A 25,180-nucleotide genomic window follows, 5' to 3' on the forward strand; every position below is an offset into this window, starting at 1 on the left:
GTTCCTTCGGATCGGTCAGTACCGGGGCGCGGAGGCTGCTGGGGTGGACGCGGTGGAGTGGTGACCGGCCACCAGCCGTTGACGGATGATCTCCAGGCTGCGGGTGATGGAGCCGACCTCGTCGTGGTGGACCGGGTACAGCACGGTACGCCGGTCGCCCGCGGCGAGTCTCTCCGCGATGCCGGAGAGCTCGCGCAGCGGCCGCACGACGACCACGAGGAGCCAGCCGAGGCAGAGCACGGACACGGTCAGGCCGATCAGGCCGACGAGCATGGTCAGGTGCTGGGTGCGGTTGGCGCTCAGGTCCAGCCAGGAGACCGGCTGGGAGCTGACGACCTGCCAGCTGGGCTGACGGGAGACGCCGGGGATGGCGGACACCGGGGCGCTGGCGGCGATCGCCGGGCCGTCGGAGGTGGGCACCAGCGAGTGCGCGGGCTGCGACGGGCTGTCCACGGCGAGGCTCGTCAGCGAGGAGTCGGGCAGGCTCTGGAAGGCCTTGAACCCCTCGGGGGAGCCGATCACCTTGTGCCGCGCGTCCACCAGCCAGACATGGCCCATGCCCGCGTGGTTCAGGATGCTGTTCAGGTACGTGGTGTCGAACTCGCCCACGACGGCGACCGGCCCCCGGGACCCGAACGCGGTCGGCTTCTTGAAGATGGCGTTCGCGGTCTTGGGCACGGTGGCGTAGACGGCCATCGAGGGGACCTTGCCGCCGGTGTTGAGCTGCAGCACGCCGTCGCCCTGCGGCACGGAGCTCAGCTGGTGACGCGGGCTGCCGCCCGCCCGGCTGATCACCGAGCCGTCCTGGGCCAGCACGTAGAGCGTGCTGTAGCGCCCGTGCTCCTTCAGGGTTCGGCTCAGCAGCAGCTGGATCTGGTCGGGGCTGCTCAGGCTGGCTATGGCGGTGGCGATCCCGGAGACGTCGGTCGAGCCGGTCGCCAGGCTGCTGCTGATGCGGCCGGCCGCGGCGACGGTGCGCAACTGCTGGTCGCTCACCATCTGGGTCGGGACGGTGTTCGCGTTCGGGGTGGGGCGGTCGACCAGGAAGAGCAGCGGCACGGACCAGGCCACCAGGACGACGCCGCACAGCACGACCAGGGCGCGTGAGCCGAAGGACCGGCGCAGCGGTTGGAACTCCTGCGGCGAGGCGCCCAGCTGCTGGACGCGCAGCGCCTCCAGGGCGTGGCCGATCCGGGCGGCCTCGCCCAGGCGCGGTTGCGGGGCGGGCCGGGAAAGGTCGCCGCGGGCGAGCCTGGCGCCGCCGAGGTGCAGCCGCAGCAGGGGTCGCTGCAGGCCGAGCACCAGCAGGGCGGTGATCAGGAGGGTGGCGACGATCAGGGACGCGGCGGCGGTCAGGGCCACCAGGGTGTTGCCGGTGACGGCGGAGGTCTGCGGGGTGCTGACGGCGACGACGGCGACCAGGTGCAGGGCGTCCGCGCTGCCGTCGGCCTGCGACGCGACGTCGGCCCAGCCCGCGACGGTGCGCTTGCCGCTCACCAGGCTGCCCAGCAGGAAGCCGGAGGGGCGGGTGGTGCTGTTGATGTCGCCCTGCTGCGCCGAGGTGGTGGCCGCGTCGGTGGGAATGCGGCGGTCCTGAATGGTCGTCAGGGCGGGGCCGACGCTGGCGACCACCTTGCCGTGCTGGTTGACGGCCTGCACGGTACGGGTCAGATCACCGCCGGGCGCCTGGACCGAGAGCACGTCCGAGCCGACCAGGAGGCGCCTGCCCTGGCCCGGCAGGTCCACCGAGGCGAACGCCAGCAGCCGGGTCTGACCGTCCCTCAGGGTGACCAGCTTCGGCGCGATGGTGTCGTTCGCGGCGACGGCGCTGACCGCGCTCGCCGGGAAGGCCTCGCCGGTGACGGCCAGCTCCTTGCCGGTCGTCGGGTCGACCAGGGCCGCGCCGCGCCAGTGCGTGCCGAGCGAGGTGAAGAGCTTCAGGTATCCGGCGTCGTCGGGGGCCTGCGCCTCGGAGAGCGCGGTGGCGGACTCGCGCACCGCCGCCACGTCCTGGTTGACGGCGGCGCGGATCTCGGAGGCGGTGTCAGCGGCGATGTGCTGCTGGGAGGTGAGCACGGCCTGGGGCACGTCCTCGGCTACGGTGGTGCCCAGGGCGAGCATCGCCAGGGCGACCACGGCGAGCAGCAGACAGAGCAGCACGGCGATCGGCGGGCGGACGCCGCCGAGCAGCGGCATGTCGGCGCGGAGCCGGGTCTTGTGCCGACGAGGCCGGTTGCGGACGATCGGCGACGGCTGCCCCGGCGTCCCGGAGGGCGTGGACAGGGTATTCACCTCTGGATCAGGGAGGGGCGCCGCTCCTCGCCTTGGCGGCCTGCTGACCGAAGCTAGCGAGCCAACAGGCACAAAAGCGTCACATGAGTTGCCCCTTCCTACCAGACTTTGTCGACACGTTCGAGGCTGTGCGATTTCTGTGCGAAGAGATGTCGACATATATGCCGGTAATGTTCGTATATTCCGCTCTCCATCCGAACCCGAGAGAGTACGCGAAGAGGGTCTGGCCTACACTCCCCGTCATCACCCCGTGTCCGCTGACCCCTGCCGCAGAGGTGCCGCCCCATGACCACCACTGATCTCGGTTCTCTGTCGGCCGAGGCGGGCACACGGCGGAGCCACAGGGCTCGCCGCCGCACCACCGACCGTGCGCCGGGCTGGGTGATCGCAGCTCTCGTCCTGATCTGCCTGCTGGCCGCCTACCTGTACGGATGGGGCCTCAGCGGCACGTCGCTGCACCCGTACTACACCGCTGCCGTGCGCTCCATGGCCTCGAGCTGGCACGCCTTCTGGTACGGCGGGCTGGATTCGAGCGCGAGCATCACCGTGGACAAGCTGCCCGGCTCGCTGTGGCTGCAGGCGCTGTCGGTGCGCATCTTCGGCCTGAACGTCTGGGCGGTGGCACTGCCGCAGGCGGTCGAGGGCGTCGCCACGGTCCTGGTGCTCTACCGGATCGTCAGCAAGTGGGCGGGCCAGGTCACGGGCCTGCTCGCGGCCCTGATGCTGGCCGTGACGCCGATCGCCACCGCGCTGGACCGGCGCAACATCGCCGACTCGCTGCTGACCCTGCTGCTGGTACTGGCCGCGGGCAGCCTGATGAACGCGGTGCGGACCGGCGGACTGCGTCCGCTGGTCGCCTGCGGCGTGTGGATCGGGCTGGCCTTCCAGGCCAAGATGCTGCAGGCCTGGGTGGTCCTGCCGGTCTTCGCCCTGGTCGTGCTGTACGCGGCGCCCGGCGACCTGCGGCGGCGCGTCAGGAACACGGTCGTCGCGGGGCTGGTCGCGCTGCTGGCGTCCTGCTCGTGGATGCTGTGGGTGCTCGTCATGCCCGCGGCGGACCGCCCGTACCTGGACGGCACGACCGGGAACAACCCCTTCGCCCTGGCCTTCGGCTACAACGGTCTCTCCCGCTTCGGCAGCGGCGGCGTCGGCAACAGCGCCGGGTTCGGCAGCGTGGCCGGCACAGCTGCGAGCCGCCCGGTGGGCGGCTCCGGCTGGACGGTGCTGGTCAGCCACACCGCGGCGCCGCAGATCAGCTGGTTCCTGCCGATCGCCCTGCTGGGCCTCGGCATCGGCCTGGCCTGGCGGCGGGCCGAGTCGCGCACCGACCCGGTGCGCGCCGGCTACCTGCTCTGGGGCGGCTGGCTGCTGATCAACACCCTGGCCTTCGGGGCCTCCTCCGGCATCCACGACTACTACCTGATCGTGCTGGCCCCGGCGATCGCCGCGCTGGCCGCGGCCGGTCTCACCACGGCGTGGGCGGCCTACCGGGAGGGCGGCGACCGAAGCCGCGCCCTGCTCGCGGCGCTGCTGGTCGGCGTGCTCTGGGCGGCGGTGGTCAGCTCCAAGTACAAGAGCTTCAACCTCTGGCTCGTCCCCGTCGTCGGGCTGCTCGCCCTCGTCGCGGCGGCGGGACTCGCCCGGGGCGGCACGGCCGCCCGTCCCCGGATCGACGCGGTCACCGCCGCGTCCGCCGCGACGGGCCTGCTGGCCGTCGTCCTGGCTCCGCTCGTGTGGTGCTTCGCCACGCTGGATCCGCTGTACGCGGGCAGCGCCACCTCGCCGCTGGCCGGCCCCGTCGGCGTCGGCTACACCCAGCTGCTGCACCATCGGGGCGGCTCGGTCGTCGGCTTCGGCCCCGCCGCGGGCCGCTACGGCAAGCTCCTCACCTACCTGCAGCAGAACCGCGGCGCCACCCACTACCTGGTCGCCACCCAGAGCGCGGAGCCCGCGGAGCCGCTGCTGCGCGCCACCTCGGATCCGATCCTGGTGACCGGCGGCTTCACCGGGAACACCCCGTTCCCTTCGGCGCAGGACTTGGCCTCGCTGGTGCAGCAGGGGCAGCTGCGGTTCGTCATCACGACGTCCATCAGGCCGAAGACGGCCGCGAGCCGCTGGGTGACCGCCCACTGCACGCTCGTCTCGCCGATGGCCTACGGTGAGGCGGCCAACGGGACCACCTCCCTGTACGACTGCCGCAGCCAGCACTGACCTCTGCTGGGCCCTGCGGGGCCCGCCGACGGAACGTCAGGGCTGCGCAGGGGGTGCAGGTTCGGCGACGGTACTGTGTGCGACATCCGATCGTCTGGTCCGCGATCGAAGAGCACATCGAAGAGGGGGCTCCATGCATCACCGTCGCCCGCGCCCGAGCAGCCGACTGGTCGCCAGGGCGATCGGCACCACGGGGCTGCTGGCCGTCGTCCTGGGAGCGGGCGTCGCGCCCGCGATGGCCGCCGGGAAGACGTCCGGCACGCCCACGGCCACCGGGTTCTCGCCCGACGACGACAACACGCCCTGGGCGCCGCAGAACGACGAGGCGCCGCTGCGGCACCAGGCCGTGCACCCGTCGGTGACGGCCAGGCAGGCGGGCAGGGCCCCGCGACGGCTCAGCATCCCCGCGCCGACCGGCAAGTACGCGGTGGGCACGTTCAGCATGCACCTCGTGGACCGGTCCCGCACCGACCCGTACGTGCCGGGCACCGCCCCGCGCGAGCTCATGGTGTCGGTCTGGTACCCGGCGTCCTCCACGGCCGGTCACCACGCGGCGCCGTACATGCCCTCCCTGTCCGGCGCCAGCTTCCTCGCCTCTCGCGGCCTCACCCCGCAGCAGGTGGCGCTGCCGACGACCGCCGGCCACGTGCTCGCCCCGGTCGACACCAAGCTCGGCAGGCTGCCGGTCCTGCTCTACTCGACCGGCCTGCACTCGGACCGCTCGATGGGCACCGCCCTGGCCGAGGACATGGCCAGCCGCGGCTACCTCGTCGTCACCGTCGACCACACCCACGACGCCAACGAGGTGCAGTTCCCCGGCAACCGCCTCGCCGTCGACACGATGCCCTCGAACGCGCACTCCTCGCAGACGCTCGCCGTGCGCGCGGCCGACATCCGCTTCGTCATCAACCAACTCCAGCAGATAGCCGACGGCAGGAACCCGGACGCCGACCACGCCTCGCTTCCCTCGGGGCTGGGCCGCGTGGTGGACATGTCCCGGATCGGGATGTTCGGCTGGTCGCTGGGTGGCGCGGCGGTCGACACCTCCATGCAGCTGGACTCCCGCATCAAGGCGGGGGCCGACCTGGACGGCCAGTTCTTCGGCTCCGCGCCGGGCAAGAACCTGAACCGCCCGTTCATGCTCTTCAGCTCCGGCACCCACAACCGCAACGACGACGCGTCGTGGCGCACCCTGTGGTCGCACCTGAAGGGCTACCGCCTCGACATCCAGCTGCACGGCGCGGCGCACCTGTCGTTCAGCGACAACGAGGCGCTGGTCCCGGAGTACGCGAGCCTGACCGGGGAGTCCCCCTACCAGGTCCAGCAGCAGTTCGGCACGATCGACCCGGACCGGGCGATCGAGATCCAGCGGGTCTACCTCGCGGCCTTCTTCGACCAGGAGCTGCGCGGCCACCACAGCCCCCTGCTCGAGGGGCCCCACCACGCCTATCCGGAGATCGGCTTCGTGCGCTGAAACTGACGGCTCCGCCCTCCGGCAGGTCCGGGGGCGGAGTCGTTCCGGCCTGTGGCGCCGGGGAGTCGGCGGCCCGATCCCGTAGGCTCGGCGGATGGCGAAGTACTTCGACGTGCACCCGCAGAACCCGCAGCAGCGCATCCTCGACAACGTGGTCGACCTGATCCGGTCCGGCTCGCTCGTCGCCTACCCGACGGACTCGTGTTTCGCCCTCGGGTGCCAGCTGGGCAACCGTGAGGGCCTGACCCGGATGCGGTCGATCCGGCAGCTCGACGACCGTCACCACTTCACGCTGGTGTGCCAGAACTTCGCCCAGCTCGGGCAGTTCGTCCACATCGACAACAACGTCTTCCGGGCGATCAAGGCGGCGACGCCCGGCAGCTACACGTTCATCCTGCCCGCGACCAACGAGGTGCCACGGCAGCTGCTGCACCCGAAGAAGAGGACGGTCGGGGTCCGCATCCCGGACCACGTCGTCACCCAGGCGCTGCTCGCGGAGCTGGGGGAGCCGCTGCTCTCCAGCACGCTGCTGCTGCCGGGGGAGGAGGAGCCGATGACCCAGGGCTGGGAGATCAAGGAGCGGCTCGACCACGTGGTGGACGCGGTGCTCGACTCGGGGGACTGCGGCACCGAGCCGACCACGGTGATCGACTTCTCCGGCGGCGTCGCCGAGATCGTCCGCCGGGGGGCGGGCGACCCGTCCCGGTTCGAGTAGGGCGGGGCGTCCAGCGGTTTCTCCCGGTTTCCGCCCTCCCTGCTAGCCGCCGTGCAGCGGGGTAAAACGTACGTATGGGCAGATTCGGCCACTTCTGGGTGCGGGGCAGCCCCGCGCGGCCGGCCTCGCCCAACCGAGGGGTGCACCGGCGTCGGGGATGGAGCGTCGCGGGCCAGGCGTTCGTGTGGCAGCTGACGGTCCTGCTGCTGCTCGTCGTGGCCGCGACGATCGCCCTGGCGATCAAGACCACGCACGACGCCCAGTCCGACGCCCGCGACCGGGCCCTCGCCGTCGCGGAGGGATTCGCCCACGCCCCCGGCCTGGTGCAGGCCCTCCAGTCGCCCCATCCCACCGCGGAGCTCCAACCGCTCACCCTGGAGGCCCAGAAGGGCTCCGGGGTCGACTTCGTCGACGTGCTCAGCAAGGACGGCATCCGCTACACCGATCCGGACCCGGGGCTGATCGGCCGGCGCGCGCAGGGCGACATCGCCCGGGCGGCCTCCGGGGAGTCCTTCACCGAGATCTTCAAGGGCTCCCCGCAGAACGCGGTCCGCGCGCTCGTCCCCGTCAGGGACGCCCACGGCAACGTGGTCGGGCTGGTGACCACGGGCGTCCAGACCACCGACGTCGCCGCCACCGCCAACCGCCAGCAGCCGCTGCTGATCGCGCTGGCGGGGGGAGCGCTGGTGCTCGCCGCCGGCGGGGCCCTGCTGGTCAGCAGGCGGTTGAGCCGCCAGACGCACGGCCTCGGGCCGGTCGAGATGACCCGGATGTACGAGCACCACGACGCCGTGCTGCACAGCGTCCGCGAGGGGGTGCTGATCCTGGACGCCGACCAGCGTCTGGTGCTCGCCAACGACGAGGCGCAGCACCTGCTCGGCCTCTCCCCGGACGCGCACGGGCTGCCGCTGGACGAGCTGGGCCTGGAGCCGGGCATGGCCGAGCTGCTGGCCTGCGGGCGGACCGTCACCGACGAGGTGCACCCGGCCGGCGACCGCCTACTGGCCGTCAACCTCCGTCCCACGCAGATCCGCAGCGGTCCCGCCGGATACGTGGCGACCCTGCGCGACACCACCGAGCTGCTCACCGTCGCCGACCGGGCGGAGGAGGCCCGGGAGCGGCTGAAGCTGCTCTACGACGCGGGCATGCGCATCGGCACCACCCTCGACGTCGCCGCCACGGCGCAGGAGCTGGCCGACGTGGCGGTGCCCCGGCTGGCCGACTTCGTCAGCGTCGACCTCATCGAGGACCTGCTGACCGGCAGCGAGCCGGCCCCGGGCCCGGTCACCGGCGCGGTGCTGCGCCGGGTGGCCAACCGGTCCGTCCTCGAGGGCGCGCCGGAGGCCGTGGTCCAGGTCGGCGAGGCGGACTTCTACACCGACGCCTCGCCGCAGGCCCGCTGCCTGGCGACCGGCCGCTCCGAGCTGCACCAGGTCGAGAACCGGGCCATCGTGGCGTGGCTGGCCCAGGACCCCGCCCGGTCGGCGACGTGCCGGACGTACGGGATCCACTCGTGGATGGTGGTCCCGGTCATCGCCCGCGGCACGACCCTCGGCGTGGTGGACTTCCTGCGCTCCCGGCATCCCGAACCGTTCTCCGCCGAGGACCTCGCCCTGGCCGAGGAGCTGGTCGCGCGGGCCGCCGTCTGCCTGGACAACGCCCACCGGTTCGCCCGCGAGCACACCGCCGCGCTCACCCTCCAGCACAGCCTGCTGCCCCGGCGGCTGCCGGAGCAGTCCGCGGTGGACGCGGCCTTCCGCTACCTGCCGGCCGACCCGCGGCTCGGCGTGGGCGGCGACTGGTTCGACGTGATCCCGCTGTCCGGCGCGCGGGTGGCGCTGGTCATCGGCGACGTGGTCGGTCACGGCCTCCAGGCCTCCGCGACCATGGGCCAGCTGCGCTCCGCCGTGCGAACCCTCTCCGACGCCGACCTCCCGCCCGACGAGCTGCTCACCCACCTCGACGACCTCGTCATCCGGCTCGCCGCCGACACCGACACCGACACCGCGACCGGCGCGGAGCGCACCCCCGTCGCCGACGTGGGGGCGACCTGCCTCTACGCCGTCTACGACCCCGTCTCGGGCCGCTGCTCCCTGGCCCGCGCCGGGCACCCGCCGCCCGCGGTGGCCCGTCCCGACGGCACCACCACCGTCCTGGACCTGCCCGCCGGTCCCCCGCTCGGCCTCGGCGGGCTCCCCTTCGAGGCGGCCGAGACGGTCCTGCCCGAGGGCAGCCTGCTCGCCCTCTACACCGACGGCCTGATCGAGAACCGGCAGCGCGCGGTCGACGCCGGGCTCGACGCCCTGCAGCAGTCACTGACGGCGCCGGACGGCTCGCTGGACGCGCTGTGCGACCGGATCGTCACCGCGCTGCTGCCGGAACGGCCCGCGGACGACGCCGCACTGCTGGTCGCCCGGATGCGGCGGCTGGACGCCGACCGGGTCGCGACCTGGGACGTGCCCGCGGATCCGGCGGCGGTCGCCGGGCTGCGGGCGGAGGCGAACCGCAGGCTCGCGGAGTGGAGCCTGGAGGAGGCCGGGTTCGTCACCGAGCTGGTCCTCAGCGAGCTGGTCACCAACGCCATCCGCTACGGCCGCGAGCCCATCCAGCTGCGGCTGATCCACCCCCATCCCCTCACCGGGCCTGGCGGCGCGCCCATCCGCACGCTGATCTGCGAGGTCTCCGACGGCAGCGGCACCGCCCCCCACCTCCGCCGCGCCCGCACCTTCGACGAGGGCGGCCGCGGCCTCCTCCTCGTCGCCCAGCTCACCCAGCGCTGGGGCACCCGCCCGACCGCCAACGGCAAGACCATCTGGTGCGAACAGACCCTCCTCCCGGACGCCTGAGACGAAGAAGCCCGTGCGGGCCGGCTGGCGGGTTGGTGGGGGAGCGAGACGATAGGGGGGTGATTCCCGGGCGCCGGGACGCGGTGGCGCGGGTCCGGCGGAGGGAGGTGGCCGGATGGGAGCCGCGAACAGGAGCCGGCAGGAGCCGGACCCGTCGCTGGAGCCGGGCGGGCTGCTGGACGTGCTCGGCGTCGCGGCGATCGTGCTGAGCGCCGAGGGGCGGATCGCCCTGTGGAGCCCGCAGGCCGAGGCCCTGTTCGGCTACTCCGCAGCCGAGGCGCTGGGGCGGCCGGCCGCCCGCGTGCTGGTCGACGAGCAGCACGTCGCCTGGGTGCTGTCCTGGTTCGCCGGCATCATGTCCCGGGGCCGCGCCTGGGCGGGCGTCTTCCCGGTCCGCCACAAGGACGGGTCCACGCGGCTCACGGAGTTCCGCAACATGCGCCTCGAGGACGGGCAGGGACGCCACTACGCGCTGCTGCTCGCCTCCGACCAGGCCACGCTGCGGCGCCTGGAACGCGATCTGGCGCTGTCGCTGCGCCTGGTCGAGCAGTCGCCCATCGGGCTCGCCGCCGTCGGCACCGACCTGCGCTACATCCTGGTGAACCCGGCGCTGGAGCGCATCAACGGCATCTCCGCGGTGCACCAGCTGGGGCACACGGTCGGCGAGGCGCTGCCGTTCCTGGACGCGCACGGGATCGAGTCGGCGATGCGCACCGTGCTGGAGAGCGGGGCTCCGCTGCTGGACCAGCTCACCGTCGGCCGGACCCCGGCGAAGCCGGGGAGCGAGCGCGCGTGGTCGGTGTCCTACTACCGCCTGGACGACCCGGGCGGCCGCGTCGTCGGCGTGGCCACCTCGATCGTCGACGTGACCGAGCAGCACCGCTCGGAGGTCGCCGCCGCGGCGGCCCGCCGCCGGCTCACCGTGATCGCCGACGCCTCCGAGCGCATCGGCACCACCCTCGACCTCGACGTCACCGCGCGCGAGCTCGCCGACGTGCTGGTGCCCGAGTTCGCCGACTTCGCCGCGGTCGACGTGCTGGACTCGGTGCTCTCCGACAGCACCGCGCGGACCGGCGACGGCAGCCCGGCCGTGTTCCGGGCTCTGGCGATCAAGACCGCCTACCGGACCCTCGCCGAGGCCGCCGACCCGGTCGGCGAGATCGCCCGGTACGACGCCAGCCGCCTGGTCACCCGCAGCGTCCGCAAGGGTCGGCCGCTGCTCGTCGCCCACGTCACCGACGCCGACCTGCCGCGGATCGCCCGCGACGAGGCCGCGGCGGAGCTGCTGAAGCAGTCCGGCATCCACTCCTACATGGTTCTGCCGCTGCGCGCCCGCGGCCAGGTCCTGGGCGCGCTCGACCTGGTCCGCGCCCGCAACCCGCACCCGTTCACCGACGACGACGTGCTGCTCGCGACCGAGCTGGCCGCCCGCGCGGCGGTCTGCATCGACAACGCGCGCTGGTACCAGAGCCAGCGCCACGCGGCGCTGGCGCTGCAGCGGCACCTCCTGCCCACGCGTCCCACCCAGCCGCCCGGCCTGGAGGTCGCCTACCGGTACCAGCCGGCGGGCAGCGTGGTCGAGATCGGCGGCGACTGGTTCGACGTCATCGCCCTGGCGGGAGACAAGACCGCCCTGGTCGTCGGCGACGTCATGGGCAGCGGCATCAACGCGGCCGCGACCATGGGCCAACTGCGCACCGCGGCCCGCACCCTGGCCCGCCTGGACCTGGACCCGGCGACGGTGCTCACGCACCTTGACGGCATCGCCGGCGGCCTCGACGAGACCATCGCCACCTGCGTCTACGCCGTCTACGACCCGCACCGCGGCAGCTGCCGCATCGCCTGCGCCGGCCACCTGCCCCCGGTCCACACCCGCCACGGCCACGCCCCGCGCCTGCTGGATCTCCCCACCGGCGTCCCCCTCGGCGTCGGCGGCGCCTCCTTCGAGGACGTCCGCCTGGACCTCGGGGAGGGCGACGAACTCCTCCTCTACACCGACGGACTGGTCGAGACCCGCGACCACCCCATCGACACCCGCCTCCAGGCCCTCACCGACCTCCTCAACCGCGACCGCCCCTCCCTCGAAGCCACTTGCGACCTCCTCCTCGACGCGCTCCACCACCACGACGGCACCGACGACGTCGCCCTCCTGCTCGCCCGCACCCACCGCCTGCGCCCCGCCTGCTAGGACCGTCTGCGTGTTGTGCACCGGTTTTGGGGGATTCCGCCGCGTAGGGTGCCGGTGTGCAGCTATCCGAGCGGGATCTAGCGTTCCTTGCCGAACACCACGCCGCCGCCATGGTCACCGTCGCGCCCGACGGGATTCCGAAGACGGCGCGGGTGGGCGTCGTGCTGGTGGACGGGCGGTTGTGGAGCAGCGGGACCAGGGACCGGGTGCGGACCGCGCGGCTGCGGCAGGATCCGCGCTGTACCGTCTTCGTCTTCAGCGACTCCTACCGCTGGCTGACGCTGGAGACCACGGTGACGATCCTGGAGGGCCCCGACGTTCCGGAGCAGAGCGTGCGCCTGTTCCGGGAGATGCAGGGCCGCCCCGCCGGCGCGCTCAGCTGGTTCGGCGGCGAGCTCGACGAGGCGGCGTTCCGTCAGCGGATGGTGGACGAGGGCCGGTTGATCTACGAGTTCACCGTGCACCGGACCTACGGAACGGGCTGACGCCCGCGAACAGCGGGGTCTCGCGCCGCTGCGTGCCCCGCAGCCGCAGCGCCCAGCTGACCAGCGCGTGGTTCAGCATGTAGAGCCGGTGCTCCTCGCGGCCCCCCTCCGAGAGCCGGCCGACGACCCATTCGACCGGCGTGGCTCCGCCGTAGCCGGGCCTCGGGGAGAACAGCAGGTCGGAGCGGCCGATCTCGGCCAGGACGTTGAGCGCGTAGGCGAACGGGTAGGGCCGGTTGGTCCGGTCGTCGTCGGTGCGGTCCAGGTCGGGGAAGGCGTCCGCCCACCGGTTCAGCAGCGGCTCGCCGACCAGGTCCATGCGGCCGGTGAACATCGCGGTCTGCACGAGGTAGGCGTAGGAGATGCCGCGCAGGAAGTAGTCGGCGCCGGGGTCGATGCGCTCCCCCTGGCCCACGACGTCCTCGACGAAGGCGTCCAGATCCGGCACCTGGTCCCGCAGCCGGCCCAGGTTGTGCAGCGCGACCAGGTAGTAGAGGCCCATGTGGGTCCGCTCGACCGGGGTGAGCGCGGCCATCAGCTCGGCGGCCTCGGCGAGCCGGTCCCGGCCGTGGCTCAGGTACGTCTCGGGCCGCTCGGTCATGGCGACCGCGTTGAGCATGGTGAGCAGTGGGTAGATGCGGACGAAGGCGTCCGACATCGGCTGGGGGAAGGCGGGGCGCAGGCTCGGGCCGTCGGCGTGGTCCAGGTGGGAGAGGACCTCTCGCAGGCGGTCCCGGCCGCCGTCGTCGGTGATGAGCCGCTCGTGGCCGAGCAGCGAGACGACGGACAGCAGCATCGAGCCGCCGCGGCCGCGGAAGAAGGGCGCGGGGACCTGCTCCAGCAGGTCCAGCGCCTCGCGCACCCGGTTCCGCGGCCCGGAGACCAGCCGGTCCCCGAGGCCCAGCTGACCGGTCGCCAGGAAGACCGCCGTGCAGGCGGACAGGCGCTCGTAGTGGCCGTGGCGTCCCGCGTTCTCGTCCCTGGCGCGGTCGGGCTCGATCCGGTCCACCATGTCCAGCAGCTCGGCAGGCAGGTCCGTCTCGTCGTTGACCAGCAGCGAGCGGGGGAGGCCGAGTTTGGCGACGGCGTCCGCCAGGAGGCACCCGGCCATGACCCGGAAGTAGGGGTTCTCCTCGGCGCGCAGAGCGGCGAGGACGGGGCCCAACTCCTCGGGCTCGGCACGGCGGTACGGACCGCGTGACGGGTGCACCGTCGTCAGCACGAAGTCGGCCAGCAGCGAGGAGAACCGGGTGTACGAGCCGGCGCCCGCGCCCTGGGCGTCGAGCAGCCGGAAGACGTGCCGGATCCGCCCGGCGGCCTCGGGGTCGTAGGCGACGGGGTGCTGGCCCAGGCCGATGCCGCGGACCATGCGGCTCCAGGGCGTGGCGATCACGCGGGTCTCGGTCGTCAGCTCGTCCAGACCGTGCACCGGGACCGGGAGAGGGAGGGGGAACGAGACGGTGGTCATGCGGGGCTCCTTCCGGGGACGGCTGCTCAGGCACGCAGGTGGGGAAGCGGGGGAACGTCCAGGCCGAGGAACTCGGTACGGGTGCCGTCGAGCATCTGCAGGGCCCAGTTCAGCCACTTGACGCCCTCGCAGTAGATCGCGACCGGGCGGCGCTGGCTGCGGTAGCCGTCCACCAGCGTGCCGTCGAGCTCCTTCTGGAAGTGGAACGGCGGCATGGCGGTGAAGTGCTGTCCCATCATGAAGACGAAGCGGACCAGCCAGTAGGGGTCCTGCTCCAGGAAGGGCGAGTCGGGGTCGTCCAGACCCAGGGCGGCCGTCATCACGGGCGCGAAGTGGTCCTCCAGACCCTGCGGGGCCCCGGGGTGCAGGGCGCCGCCGTTCGCCGTCACATCCCGGACCCGGTAAGCGCGCTGGTACGGGTTCCCCTCCAGGAAGGCGATGTCGACGCACGGGGTCCGGCCCGCGGTGGCGTCGACGGCCAGCGTGAACTGCTCGAAGTGGATCTCGTCGTAGTGGCCGAGGGAGTTGTGCCACGGCTTGTTGTCGTACATCGCGTCGTCGCGGGTGTCCGCGCCCTCGCTCTTGAAGCCGATCGCGCGCGGGTCCAGGAAGCGAATGCCCAGGGTCTCGGCGGTGACGGCGTCCAGGGCGGCGTCGATCTGTTCCCGAGGTGCGCCCGACTCGATCACCTGTTGGGCGCGCAGCAGCGGTCCGCTGTCGGTGATCTTGATGTTCTCGGTGTTGGTGTCGCCCATGACCAGCGAGTGGAAGCGCGGCTCCAGGATCCGGGCGTAGTCGGGGTTGCCGCGGAACCGACGCAGCAGCGCGCCGGAGTTCAGGTAGGGGACGCCGTTCACGACGATCCGCTCGGTGTCCAGCAGATGTGTGTCGAAGGTCCGCGGCGCGGTGCGACGGCACAGGTCGAGCCGGTCCTCGATCTTCCGGAAGTAGGAGACGTCCAGCGTCTCGCCCGGGGCGGGCACCCGGCCCACGCTGTGCACCCGCTCGTTGAGCACCCGGATGACCTGCTCGTACAACCGGGCGACCAGGGCCGGCGGCGGGGAGTGCCGCTCGACGAACCGGCTGACCTCCTCGCCCGCCACATAGCTCATCTCGTAGAGCACCTCGCGATCCACCGCCCGGTCCACCGCTCGGTCGGCGCGGCGTCGTTGCGGCGGAACCGGGACCTCGCGCTCGGAGACGTCGAAGACCTCGGGGAAGTAGGGGCGCACCGAGGCGGGGAGCGCCCGCAGGTACTCGGCCTGCTTCTTCGCCTTGGCGAACGGGGGCAGCATCACGCCGGTGCCCTCCGGGTTCCACCGCGCGGTGGTCAGCGCCTCGCTGAGGATCTTGCGGACGGTGATCCGCTCCTCGCCGCGCTTGCGGACGAAGACGGTCATCGACTCGCTGCCGCCCCTGCCGAAGCTGACCACCGACTCGTCGATGCCGATGTAGGCGTAGACGGTGCTGGAGAGCACGCGGCGGCTGCGCGCGACCTCCAGCACGCGCGCGTTCTCCCGGGTCAGCGCCAGGGCGCAGGCGCTCTCGAGCCGGTCCAGCGCGGGGTTGCGCCGCCTGCGCCAGATCTCGGCAGGCTCGCCCACGCGGACCAGGTCAGCGTGGTAAGGGTCGGCGTCCACGCCGTCCGCCGTCAGCCGCGAACCGAGCGAGATCACCTGGCAGTTGCCGCCCAGCTGGATCCGGGCCCCGCCGTCGTACGCACCGGGGATCCGGTCAGCGAGCACGGTGCGCGTGGTCTCCGCCAGCTCCCTGAGCGACTGCACCGGCACGCCCGCGGGGGAGACCAGCGGGATCTGCGGCTCGGCGAGCCCGCCCAGCATCCGCTCCAGCGCCTCGGGCCGTGGCCCGTCGACGAACAGGCCGATGACCGCGGCCAGCGGGACTGCGCCGGAGACGGCGAGCGCCGCCAGCCAGCCCAGCGGGTCGCCGCCCGCCAGATAGTGGTCGTGCTGCGCGAACAGCGCGGGCCGGTGCTGCTGCAGCGCGTCGAACAGCAGGTACTGGTAGAGCATCCGGCGGCCCTGCGGCGGCAGCTCGTCCTCCTGCAGGCCGAGCTCGCGCCGGAGCGCGTCGCGGATGCGCATCGCCGCGGGCTGCTCGACCTGCAGCAGCCGGATCCGGTCGGCCAGCGCGTCCTCGTCCAGCCCGACCGGGGCGTCGAAGTGCACGACCAGCACCTCGGGGCGGGTGGTCCGCGCGGTCCGGTGCACGGAGCCTCCGGCCCGGGTGAGGACGTCGAGTTCGAGCTCGGCCCGGCCGAGCCGCTCCGGGTCCGCCCCGGTCAGCCGTTTTTTCAGCCGCGCCCGGGCGACGAGCTCGCCGCCCGCGGCGTCGACGTGCTCGCGGTGGTTCCAGGTGTGCTGCAGCAGTTCGAGCAGCCGGTAGAACGCCCCGGTACCGTTGCGGTCCGGGCGCAGCATCTGCACGGTGACGACCCGTTCGAGCGCGCGGGCGGCGTACTCCTCGGCGAAGGAGCTGCGTGCGGCGCGGCGCAGCAGCTCACGGGCGAGTTCGAGGTCCACGTCCGCCGGCGGCTCGTCGCGGGTGTAGAGGTGTTCCAGCCGGGCCAGCACCCGCCCGGTCGCGGTGACGGCGCCCAGCACGTGGTCGTCGTCCTCGCGGCGGGCGGTGTAGTCCGTGACAGGGACCTCGACGGCGTTGTCCCGCAGCAGTCGCAGTGACTTGCCGCCCGGTCCCAACTCCAGCACCAGATCCAGGTCGAGGCCGTCCAGCGTCTCGCAGGTCTCCCGGGACGCCATCACCCGGTCCGTCATGGCCAGCACGCCCCGGCGCACCTCCGCCGCGGTGGTGAGCAGCGACATGTCGTGGTTGGACACCACCGGCACGCGGGGCTGCCGGAAGCGGATCCCGGCGGAGTCGAGGAACGCGTCCAGCGCCTGCCGGGCCGGTCGCATCCGTGCGGAGTGGGCCAGGAAGACCGTGGGGTCCTTGAGCTCGCCGACGGTCACCTCGGGGAAGTCGGCGACGAAGCGGTCGAACCGCGCCCGGAAGCCCGCGCGGACGTACAGGTTGGCCTGGGTCCGCGCGTACGCCTTGTGCGGTTCGACGTCGGTGAGCGGGAAGCGCGCGGCGACGGCGGCGAGGACCGCCTCCAGAGTCTCGGCGTCCGGCGCGGTGACGGCCAGCACGTGGCAGGGTTCCGGGACCAGCGGGGCAGCCAGCACGGACGCGGGCAGGTGGCGGGAGAGGTCCCGGGCGATCGGCTCGTCGGCGTCGAAGCCGCCCGCGGCCAGCAGCATCAGCGGGGTGAAGACGCGGGCGATCCGGACGCCGTCGGAGACGGTCAGCGCCCCGCCGGCCACCGCGGCGGTCAGCACGCCGAAGCTCTCGCCCGCGTAGGCGACGACGTCGGCGGGCGTGCCGGACTCGGCGATCCGGTGCCGCAGGCAGGCGTCCAGGACCAGGCTGTGCACCAGCAGCGCCGCCCCGATGAAGCCCTGACGCTCCAGCATGCCCCGCCGGGGCCCGTTGGACGGCATGAGCAGCAGGTCGGGCCGCGCGGCGATGCCGAGGGCGTCGGCAGCCTCCCGGTAGACGTCCCCGACCTCGGACACGTCGCAGTCCAGCAGGGAGCGGTCGAGGTTCCGGTAGAACGAGCGGCTGCCCAGGCCGGGGAAGAATCCGGCGATGCGCGCCCGGTGCTTCGCACCGAGGGCGTGGTCGGCCGGCAGTGCGAGTTCGACGGCCCCCCGAGGAGCCGGGACGGCGCGGAAAAGGGAGCGGGACACGGAAATCGCCCTCTCAGGATTGTCCTCTGCGGAATCGGAAAACTCTCTTCGAGAATTCTCCGGAGAGGCTGACGTGCCTTCAAGCGATCTTGGTTCAGGGTTCTGTCATGCCAGTTCAGGGGCGTGTGAACGTTTCTTCCGTGGAAGGTCAGAAAAATGTCAGCAGCGCATCCTGCCATAAGAAATGAGCCGGGGCCGGAGAACTTTCGTCCTCCGGCCCCGGCTCCTTTTTTGGGGGAGTGGGACAGGCAGTTCTTGGATATTCCCTTACGAGACCCCGGCCTCGGTCATGTGCGCCGGCAGCGCCTCGTCGGACGCCGAGGGCGACGGGGCCGCGCCGCGGCCGAGCGATCCGCCGGCGACGACGACCAGCCCGGCGAGCGCGAGCCCCGCGCCCACCCAGAGCGGGGCCACGTAGCCCTCGCCGGCGGCCAGCGCCAGACCGCCGAGCCAGGCCCCCAGCGCGTTGCCGACGTTGAAGGCCGCGATGTTCGCGCCGGAGGCCATGGTCGGCGCGTCCGAGGCGTACGTCATGGTGCGCACCTGCAGACCGGGCGCCGAGGCGAGGCCGACGGCCCCCATCAGCAGCAGCGCGACGACGGTGGCGACCTTGTTGTGCGCGGTGAGCGCGAACGCCGCCATCACCACGGCCAGCAGTGCCATGATGCCGATCAGCGCGGCGTTCACCGACTTGTCCGCCGCCTTGCCGCCGACGAAGTTCCCGACGAAGGTGCCGACGCCGAAGAGGATCAGCAGCCACGGCACCGTCGTGGTGGCGAAGCCGCTCACCTTGGTGAGGGTGAAGGCGATGTAGGTGTAGCCGCCGATGACCCCGCCGAAGGCCAGGATGCTGAGGACGACGGAGACCCAGACCTGGCCGCGCCGGAAGACGGCGAGCTCGCTGCGCAGGTTCGGCCGGGCGGCCTCGGTCTGGCGCGGCACCAGCACCTGGATGCCGATCAGTGTGACGACGCCGATGACGGTGATCGCCCAGAAGGTGGAGCGCCAGCCGGCCTGCTGGCCGAGGAAGGTGCCCAGCGGCACGCCGAGCACGTTGGCCACGGTCAGGCCGCCGAACATCAGCGCGATGGCGCTGCCCTTCTTGTTGTCGGCGACCATGTCGGAAGCGACCACCGCGCCGACGCTGAAGAACGCGCCGTGGCAGAGCGCCGCCACGATCCGGCCGAAGAGCAGCACGTCGTAGCTGCCGGCCACGGCCGAGACCAGGTTGCCGACGATGAACAGCGCCATCAGGCCGACCAGGACCTTCTTGCGGTCCAGACGGGAGACCGCGGCGGTCAGCAGCAGGGCGCCGATCGCGACGCTGAGCGCATAGCCCGAGATCAGGTACCCGGCTACCGACTCGGAGACGTGGAAGTCGCCTGCCACCTCCGGCAGCAGACCCACGATCCCGAACTCGGTGAGGCCGATGCCGAAGCCTCCCAGGGCCAGGGCGATGAGCCCGATAGGCATGTCGAATCCCTCCAGTGCCAAGGCGAGCGGTGCGGGACCGCGCCGTTGTGAACCCCAACGCATCGAAGCATCGCATAACGTCGATATGTTCTGTCAAGCGGACGCATCGCTTATCATCGATGGATCGGTGGAGGCCCCGCACCGCCAGGAAGGCTCATGACCACACACGACACATCCGCGCCGGACACAGCCCCGCCGAACACGGCCCCGACGTACGCAGCCTCGACGGAGAGCCTCGCGTCGCTGCTGGAGGCGCTCAAGGCGCTGGCCAATCCGGTGAGGCTGCAGGTGCTCCAGTGGCTGCGCGAGCCGGAGCGGAACTTCCCGGTCGAGCCGGCCGTCACCGATCCCCGGGCGGTCGGCGTCTGCGTCAGTCACATCCAGGCCAAGAGCGGCCTGGCCCAGTCGACCGTCTCCGCGTACATGGCCGTCCTGGAGCGCGCCGGACTCGTGCGCTCCACCCGGGTCGGCAAATGGACCCACTACCGGCGCGACGAGGAGCGCATCGCCGCGCTGGTCGAGGAGTTGAGAAGCGCCGTCGGCGGGGACGCCCACCTGGCGGACAGCCTTCTGTGAAGGTCACACCGGCGCCGCCTGCAGATCCGGGGCGGCGTCGGCGTCCTCCGTCCCGCCCTCGGCCGCCGGCGTGTCGGTGCACAGTCGGGGCATGATGCCCGGCGCGGCGAGCCCCGGCAGCAGCAGACGCCACAGCGCGGAGACCCGGGCCGGCAGATCCTGGCGGTTGCTGTAGACCTGCGACATCACCTGCAGCCCGGTGAACGAGCCGACGACGGTCGAGGCGACCTCGCGCAGATCCATCCCGGGCAGCAGTTCCCCCTGCCGGTCGGCCTGTCGCAGCAGGTGCTCGATCACCGCGATCGCCTCGTCGTAGGGGGCCCGCGCCGACTGCGCGAAAGAGGACTGCTCGACGGCCAGGCGCACGCTCGCGCGCAGCACGGTGTCCCGTTGCAGGCGCCGGGCGAACTCCAGCGACATGTCGATGACCGCCTGGAGCTTGACCGTCCGGACCGGCGGCACCAGCGCCTCGCTCTGCGCCTCCACCAGCGCCGCGGCGATGGCCTCCTTGGAGGGGAAGTGGTGGTACAGCGCGCCGCGGGTGAGCCCGGCTCGGCTGAGGATCTCGTTGGTGCTGGCGGCGTCGTACCCGCGCTCGCCGAACACCTCGGCGGCCGCCTCGAGGATCGAGCGTCTCGATCGGATTCCGCGCTCTTGCTGGGCCATCCTCTAGTCCTAGCGGCTCGTGGTCGAGAAGACCAAACAGACTTGCCTGTATGTTACCGCGCATCGCCGATCCGGAAGCCCACCCCACGCACCGTCACGATCCAGCTCCCCGAGCCCAGTTTGCTGCGCAGGCTGCTGACGTGGGTGTCGATCGTGCGTCCCTGGTGCGACCACTCGTCGTCCCAGACCTGCCGGAGCAGCTGGCGACGCGAGAGCGTGGTGCCGGGCTGCGAGGCCAGCAGGTGCAGCAAGTCGAACTCCTTGGGCGTCAGCGGGATCGGCCGGCCGCCGAGGGCGATCTCCCTGCTGCGGGCGTCGATGCGCAGCGTCCCGTGCGTGATGACCCGCGCCGGGGGCGGTGCGGAGGGCTGGGCCCGGCGCATCACGGCGTCGATCCGGGCCAGCAGTTCGCGCAGGCCGTAGGGCTTGACCACGTAGTCGTCCGATCCGGCCTGCAGGCCGAGCACGCGGTCGAGTTCGGTCCCGCGCGCGGTCACGATGATGATCGGGGTGTCGCCCTCGGCCCTGAGTCTGCGGCACACCTCCAGCCCGTCCAGGTCGGGCAGGTCGAGGTCCAGCAGGACCAGGTCGACGCTCGGGAGCAGTTGCAGCGCGAGGCCGCCGGTGCCCGCGCTCCTGGCGGCGTGGCCGTGTCTGCGCAGCTCGTGCACCAGGCACTCGGCGGCGTCCGGATCGTTCTCGACGACCAGCACCCGAAGCCCCTGCGTGTCCGCCGGGCGCTCGGGCTCCTCGGTAACGGTCTGCAAGTGGGTTGCCCCTCCCCGTGCGCCACTGCGAACTGTTGAGCGACCATGCAGGGGACAGTACCAGGCAGGCTTGTCTGGTTGTCAACGCCCTTCCAGGGCGGGCAGATAGGGACATATGGCGTCCTAAGCCGGGCTCGGGCGAGGGAAGTTGGCTTCACAATCTCGCAATCCGCTGGCAACTCGGACGCAAACAAGGCATCTCTGTCGGATTCTTAACGCCTGGCCCTCAAAAACATGCAGACCTGCCTGTATGTTGATCGTGTACGGGTTTTCCGTTGGGGAGGGAGCCGACCGTGCTGGGTCTCGTGCATGATCGAGGGAACGACGTGGTGGTGGGCCGGGCGCCGGCGCTCACGGCGACCGTGCCCCGCGAGTACGTCCACCGTGCCTCCGTGGCAGAGGTGTTGCTCACCGGCTGGGACGACGCCCCGGGCGGCGAGCCCGACTCCTTCGTCGTGCGGGCCCAATGGCCCAGGAGACACGCCCTGTTCGCCCCCGCCCGCGGCCAGCAGGACCCGATGCTCCTGGCCGAGACGGTGCGCCAGGCCGGACTGCTGCTCTCGCACGCCGAGTACCAGGTGCCGTTCGGCCATCAGTTCCTCATGTGGGAACTGTCGTTCGCGGCGGTCCCGGACGCGTTCGCGACCGGCCCGGCGCCGACGGACGTCGAACTGCGCGTCGTCTGCCATGACATCGCGCGTCGTGGACGCGGCATCGCGGCGATGCGGTACGAGGTCACCATGCTGCGCGCCGGACGGCCCGTCGCCGCCGGCGGCGCGCGGTTCAGCTGCACCAGCGGCGCCGTGCAGCGGCGGATGCGCGCCGGGCGTCCCACCGTCAACGGACGCGCCCTGCCCGCCGCCGCCGACCCGGCGCTGGTGGGCCGCGCCCTGCCGCAGGACGTGCTGCTCGGCGCTGCGCGGGGCCAGGCCACGGCCCACGCCGCCGCCGACGGTCGCGACGCCGCCGCCGACGCCGACGGTCGTTGGGAGCTGCGGGTCGACACCGACCACCCGATCTTCTTCGACCACCCGGTGGACCACGTGCCCGGCATGCTGCTGCTCGAAGCCGCCCGGCAGGCCGCCCGCGCCGCCACCCGGCAGCCGGACGCGGTGCTGCTGGGCGCCGCGAGCTCGTTCCTGCGCTACGCGGAACTGGACGCCCCGTGCTGGATCGAGGCCCGGATCGAGCCCCGTGTCGGACCCCGTGTCGGACCCCGGGGCGAGGCCCTGGCCGAGCCCTCGGCCGACCGCGCCTGCTCCGTCCGGGTCGCGGTGAGCGCCACCCAGCACGGTGAGCAGGTCTTCCGCGCCGACCTGCTGCTCGGCCGTCCCACCGACTGACCCGCCCCGCCGACAGGAGACCACACCATGACGTCCGTTCTGATCACCGGTGCGGCGGGCTTTCTCGGACGGCACGTCGTCGAGGAGGCCGCGCGGCAGGACGCCGCCCTGAGACTCATGTCGCACCGCCGACCGGCGGTCGTGACCCGGCCGGGGTGCGCGGTGGTCTGCGCCGACCTCCGCGACCCCGACTCGCTGCGCGGAGTCTGCGAGGGGATCGACGTGGTGATGCACTGCGCCTCCTACATCGGCGGCTCCGTGCAGAACAACGAGTTCGTCAACGCCCAGGGCACCCGCAACCTGGTCGCCGAGGCGCGCCGGGCGGGGGTGTCCCGCGTCGTCTACGTGAGCACGGCCTCCGTGTACGGGCGGGGCTCCTTCTGCGGCGCGACCCCGGCCGAGCTGACCCGGAACCCGGGGTCGCCCACCTCCGCCTCGCGGGCGGCGGCCGAGGACGCCGTCCTGGACGCCGGCGGTCTCGTGCTGCGGCCGCACCTCGTCTACGGCGTGGGGGACGCGTGGGTGGTGCCGGGCGTCAGCCGGCTGCTGCGGGCGCTGCCCGGCACCGTCGAGGGGTGGTCCGCCCGCCTCTCCCTCGTCTCGGTCCACGAGCTCGCCCGGCTCGCGGTCGCCGCCGGGCTCGCGCCCGCCGCCGACCTGACGGCCATGACCTACCACGCCTCCCACCCCGATCCCGTCACCGCGGCGACGCTGCTGCGGGCCGTGGCCGACTGCGCCGAACTGCCGTGGCCGCAACGTGATCTGACCGCGCTCCAGGCCTGCGGGTTGCTGGCGTCTGACCCGCGCTCGCTGCACGCCCTCGACATGCTGCGCACCGACCACTTCTTCGACAGCGCCCCGCTCTGGCGCGATCTGCGCCTCACCCCCGGTCCGGGCTTCGCGTCCGCGTTCGCGCAGGCGGCCCCGTGGTACCGGTCCGCCCTGTCCGACGCCTCCTGCGCGGCGGGGTAGGCCCGTGCCCCCGCCCCGCTCGGCTACGGCGTGGGCCAGGCCGCAGCCGCGCACCCGGGCGGCTCCCGCCGGTTGCCCGGCCGCCCGTTCCCGGCGACGATGAACGGGCCTGTGACCAGGAGTAGACGGGAACGACAGTGCAGCCGACGAAGTGGAACCCGCAGGGACGGCGCTGGGAGACCGAGCTTCGCGGGCGGGCGCTGCTCACCGATCCGCGGCTGAACAAGGGCACCGCCTTCCCGCCGGACGAGCGGGACCGTCTCGGCCTGGTCGGCCTCATCCCGCCGACGGTGCTCACGATCGCCCAGCAGAGCTCGCGTGCCTACCGGCAGTACCTCGCGCAACCGGACGACCTGGCCAAGCACCTCAACCTGGCCGCCCTGCACGACCGCAACGAGGTGCTGTTCCACCGGCTCGTCAGCGAGCACCTCGAGGAGATGCTGCCGATCGTCTACACGCCGACCATCGGCACCGCGATCGAGCACTACAGCCACGACTACCGGCGCCCACGCGGCCTCTTTCTCTCCGTGGACGCGCCGCAGGACATCGAGCGCTCGCTGCGGGCCAGCGGCCTCGGCCCGGACGACGTCGACCTCGTCGTGGCGACGGACGGGGAGGCGATCCTGGGCATCGGCGACTGGGGCGTCGGCGGCATCAGCATCTCGGTGGGCAAGCTCGCCGTCTACACCGCCGCCGCCGGGATCGACCCGGCGCGCACCCTCGCCGTGGTGCTGGACGTCGGCACCAACCGCAAGGAACTCCTGGACGACCCGCTCTACCTGGGCAACCGCCACCCCCGGGTCGACCCGGAGACCTACGACGCCTTCCTGGCGGCCTACGTGGAGACCGCGTCGCGACTGTTCCCCGGGGCCCTGCTGCACTGGGAGGACTTCGGCACCAGCAACGCCCGCCGGATCCTTACGCGCTACCGCGACAGCCATCTCACCTTCAACGACGACGTCCAGGGCACCGGCGCGGTCAACCTGGCCGCCGTCCTGTCCGGCGTGAGGGCCAGCGGCACCCCGCTGCGGGAGCACCGGGCCGTCGTGTTCGGCGCCGGCACCGCCGGCGTCGGCGTCGCGGACCAGCTCCGCGACGCCCTGATGGCCGACGGCCTCGACCGCGAGGAGGCCGCCCGCCGGATCTGGTGCGTCGACCGCTACGGCCTGCTCACCGACGACATGACCGACCTGCGCGACTTCCAGCGCCCCTACGCCCGCCCGGCCGCCGAGGTCGCCGACTGGGCCCGCGGCGCGGGCACGGCAGGCATCACCCTGGCCGAGGTGGTGCACCGCTGCCGGCCGACCATCCTGGTCGGCACCTCTGGCCAGGGCGGCTCCTTCACCGAGGCCGTGGTCCGCGACATGGCCGCGGGCGTCGACCGCCCGATCATCCTGCCGATGTCCAACCCGACCCGGCTCGCCGAGGCGACCCCGGGCGACCTGCTCGCCTGGACCGACGGCCGCGCACTGGTGGCCACAGGCAGCCCGTTCGCCCCGGTCGAGCACGGCGGGGTCACGTACGAGATCGGGCAGGCGAACAACGCTCTGGTCTTCCCCGGGCTCGGTCTCGGCGCGATCGTGGCCCGGGCCACCCGCATCACCGACGGCATGCTCAGCGCGGCCGCCCGCGCCGTCGCGGGCCAGGTCGACGCGAGCGCCCCCGGCGCGCCGATCCTCCCGCCGACCCGCCACCTGCGCGACACCTCCCTCGCGGTGGCCGTGGCCGTCGCCCGCGCCGCGGACGCCGACGGCGTCGCCCGCACCCCCGTCGGCGACGACATCGAGGCACGGGTCCGCGACGCCATGTGGCAGCCGGACTACGCCCCGGTCGCCGCCGTCTGACCCCCGTCCGATCGCGGTCCGACCCCCGTCCGACGCGCGGGCCGACGTGACTTCCGAGGTTCAGCCCACGGGCGGGCGGCGGCGCGCCCA

At 72.7% G+C, this 25,180-nt stretch carries 16 protein-coding genes; 10 read left to right on the top strand and 6 right to left on the bottom strand.

The features are described from left to right. Positions 1-15 precede the first annotated feature (15 nt). Positions 16-2,292: a HAMP domain-containing protein gene (locus TR48_RS05940; RefSeq protein ID WP_052442425.1), complete on the bottom strand. Its 2,277-nt coding sequence runs from the start codon at positions 2,290-2,292 to the stop codon at positions 16-18. 285 nt (positions 2,293-2,577) lie between these two features. On the opposite strand from TR48_RS05940, the gene TR48_RS05945 reads away from it, so the two are divergent. The 6 genes from TR48_RS05945 to TR48_RS38615 all read left to right on the top strand — a co-directional run bounded on the left by TR48_RS05945 (position 2,578) and on the right by TR48_RS38615 (position 12,211). Further along, the gene (locus tag TR48_RS05945; protein WP_052442426.1) at positions 2,578-4,503 is read left to right on the top strand and encodes an ArnT family glycosyltransferase; all 1,926 of its coding nucleotides are present in this window, start codon (positions 2,578-2,580) and stop codon (positions 4,501-4,503) included. Positions 4,504-4,636: 133 nt separating this feature from the next. After that, a complete protein-coding gene (locus TR48_RS05950; RefSeq protein WP_236652025.1) occupies positions 4,637-5,977 on the top strand; it encodes an alpha/beta hydrolase family protein in 1,341 nt (446 codons plus the stop codon). Positions 5,978-6,071: 94 nt separating this feature from the next. After that, positions 6,072-6,692 carry an L-threonylcarbamoyladenylate synthase gene (locus TR48_RS05955; protein ID WP_042364812.1) on the top strand — a complete coding sequence of 207 codons (621 nt, stop codon included), beginning with the start codon at positions 6,072-6,074 and terminating at the stop codon, positions 6,690-6,692. A gap of 74 nt (positions 6,693-6,766) precedes the next feature. Next, positions 6,767-9,538, top strand: a complete 2,772-nt coding sequence (locus tag TR48_RS05960) for a SpoIIE family protein phosphatase (RefSeq protein ID WP_084728870.1) — start codon at positions 6,767-6,769, stop codon at positions 9,536-9,538. Positions 9,539-9,653: 115 nt separating this feature from the next. Then, complete coding sequence (locus TR48_RS05965; RefSeq protein WP_042364814.1) at positions 9,654-11,726, top strand: SpoIIE family protein phosphatase; 2,073 nt, start codon at positions 9,654-9,656, stop codon at positions 11,724-11,726. Positions 11,727-11,782: 56 nt separating this feature from the next. Then, positions 11,783-12,211 carry a pyridoxamine 5'-phosphate oxidase family protein gene (locus TR48_RS38615; protein WP_152627815.1) on the top strand — a complete coding sequence of 143 codons (429 nt, stop codon included), beginning with the start codon at positions 11,783-11,785 and terminating at the stop codon, positions 12,209-12,211. Here TR48_RS38615 and TR48_RS05975 read toward each other — a convergent pair. The 3 genes from TR48_RS05975 to TR48_RS05985 form a co-directional block, all read right to left on the bottom strand. Beyond that, a complete protein-coding gene (locus TR48_RS05975) occupies positions 12,180-13,679 on the bottom strand; it encodes a hypothetical protein (protein ID WP_042364815.1) in 1,500 nt (499 codons plus the stop codon). The genes TR48_RS38615 and TR48_RS05975 overlap by 32 nt on opposite strands. 26 nt (positions 13,680-13,705) lie before the next feature. Further along, a complete protein-coding gene (locus tag TR48_RS05980; RefSeq protein ID WP_236652026.1) occupies positions 13,706-17,449 on the bottom strand; it encodes an ACP S-malonyltransferase in 3,744 nt (1,247 codons plus the stop codon). Positions 17,450-17,716: 267 nt separating this feature from the next. Next, positions 17,717-18,922 (bottom strand): MFS transporter, encoded by a 1,206-nt coding sequence (locus tag TR48_RS05985; RefSeq protein ID WP_042364816.1) that lies wholly within the window; start codon positions 18,920-18,922, stop codon positions 17,717-17,719. 156 nt (positions 18,923-19,078) lie between these two features. On the opposite strand from TR48_RS05985, the gene TR48_RS05990 reads away from it, so the two are divergent. Beyond that, complete coding sequence (locus TR48_RS05990) at positions 19,079-19,498, top strand: ArsR/SmtB family transcription factor (RefSeq protein WP_084728871.1); 420 nt, start codon at positions 19,079-19,081, stop codon at positions 19,496-19,498. Positions 19,499-19,501: 3 nt separating this feature from the next. Here TR48_RS05990 and TR48_RS05995 read toward each other — a convergent pair whose 3' ends face one another. Together TR48_RS05995 and TR48_RS06000 are read right to left on the bottom strand one after the other, a co-directional pair. Continuing rightward, a complete protein-coding gene (locus tag TR48_RS05995; protein WP_042364817.1) occupies positions 19,502-20,164 on the bottom strand; it encodes a ScbR family autoregulator-binding transcription factor in 663 nt (220 codons plus the stop codon). Positions 20,165-20,217: 53 nt separating this feature from the next. Next, on the bottom strand, positions 20,218-20,931 hold the full coding sequence (locus TR48_RS06000) for a response regulator transcription factor (protein WP_042364818.1): 714 nt from the start codon (positions 20,929-20,931) through the stop codon (positions 20,218-20,220). 392 nt (positions 20,932-21,323) lie between these two features. Between TR48_RS06000 and TR48_RS06005 the strand changes: the two genes are divergently transcribed. From TR48_RS06005 to TR48_RS06015, 3 genes are all read left to right on the top strand, one after another. Next, on the top strand, positions 21,324-22,274 hold the full coding sequence (locus TR48_RS06005; RefSeq protein ID WP_236652027.1) for a ScbA/BarX family gamma-butyrolactone biosynthesis protein: 951 nt from the start codon (positions 21,324-21,326) through the stop codon (positions 22,272-22,274). Positions 22,275-22,301: 27 nt separating this feature from the next. Next, a complete protein-coding gene (locus TR48_RS06010) occupies positions 22,302-23,246 on the top strand; it encodes an NAD-dependent epimerase/dehydratase family protein (protein ID WP_042364820.1) in 945 nt (314 codons plus the stop codon). Positions 23,247-23,383: 137 nt separating this feature from the next. Continuing rightward, positions 23,384-25,090 carry an NAD-dependent malic enzyme gene (locus TR48_RS06015; protein ID WP_042364821.1) on the top strand — a complete coding sequence of 569 codons (1,707 nt, stop codon included), beginning with the start codon at positions 23,384-23,386 and terminating at the stop codon, positions 25,088-25,090. The last annotated feature ends 90 nt before the right edge of the window (positions 25,091-25,180 follow it).

It is taken from the genome of Streptacidiphilus neutrinimicus, assembly GCF_000787815.1.
GTDB lineage: Bacteria > Actinomycetota > Actinomycetes > Streptomycetales > Streptomycetaceae > Streptacidiphilus > Streptacidiphilus neutrinimicus.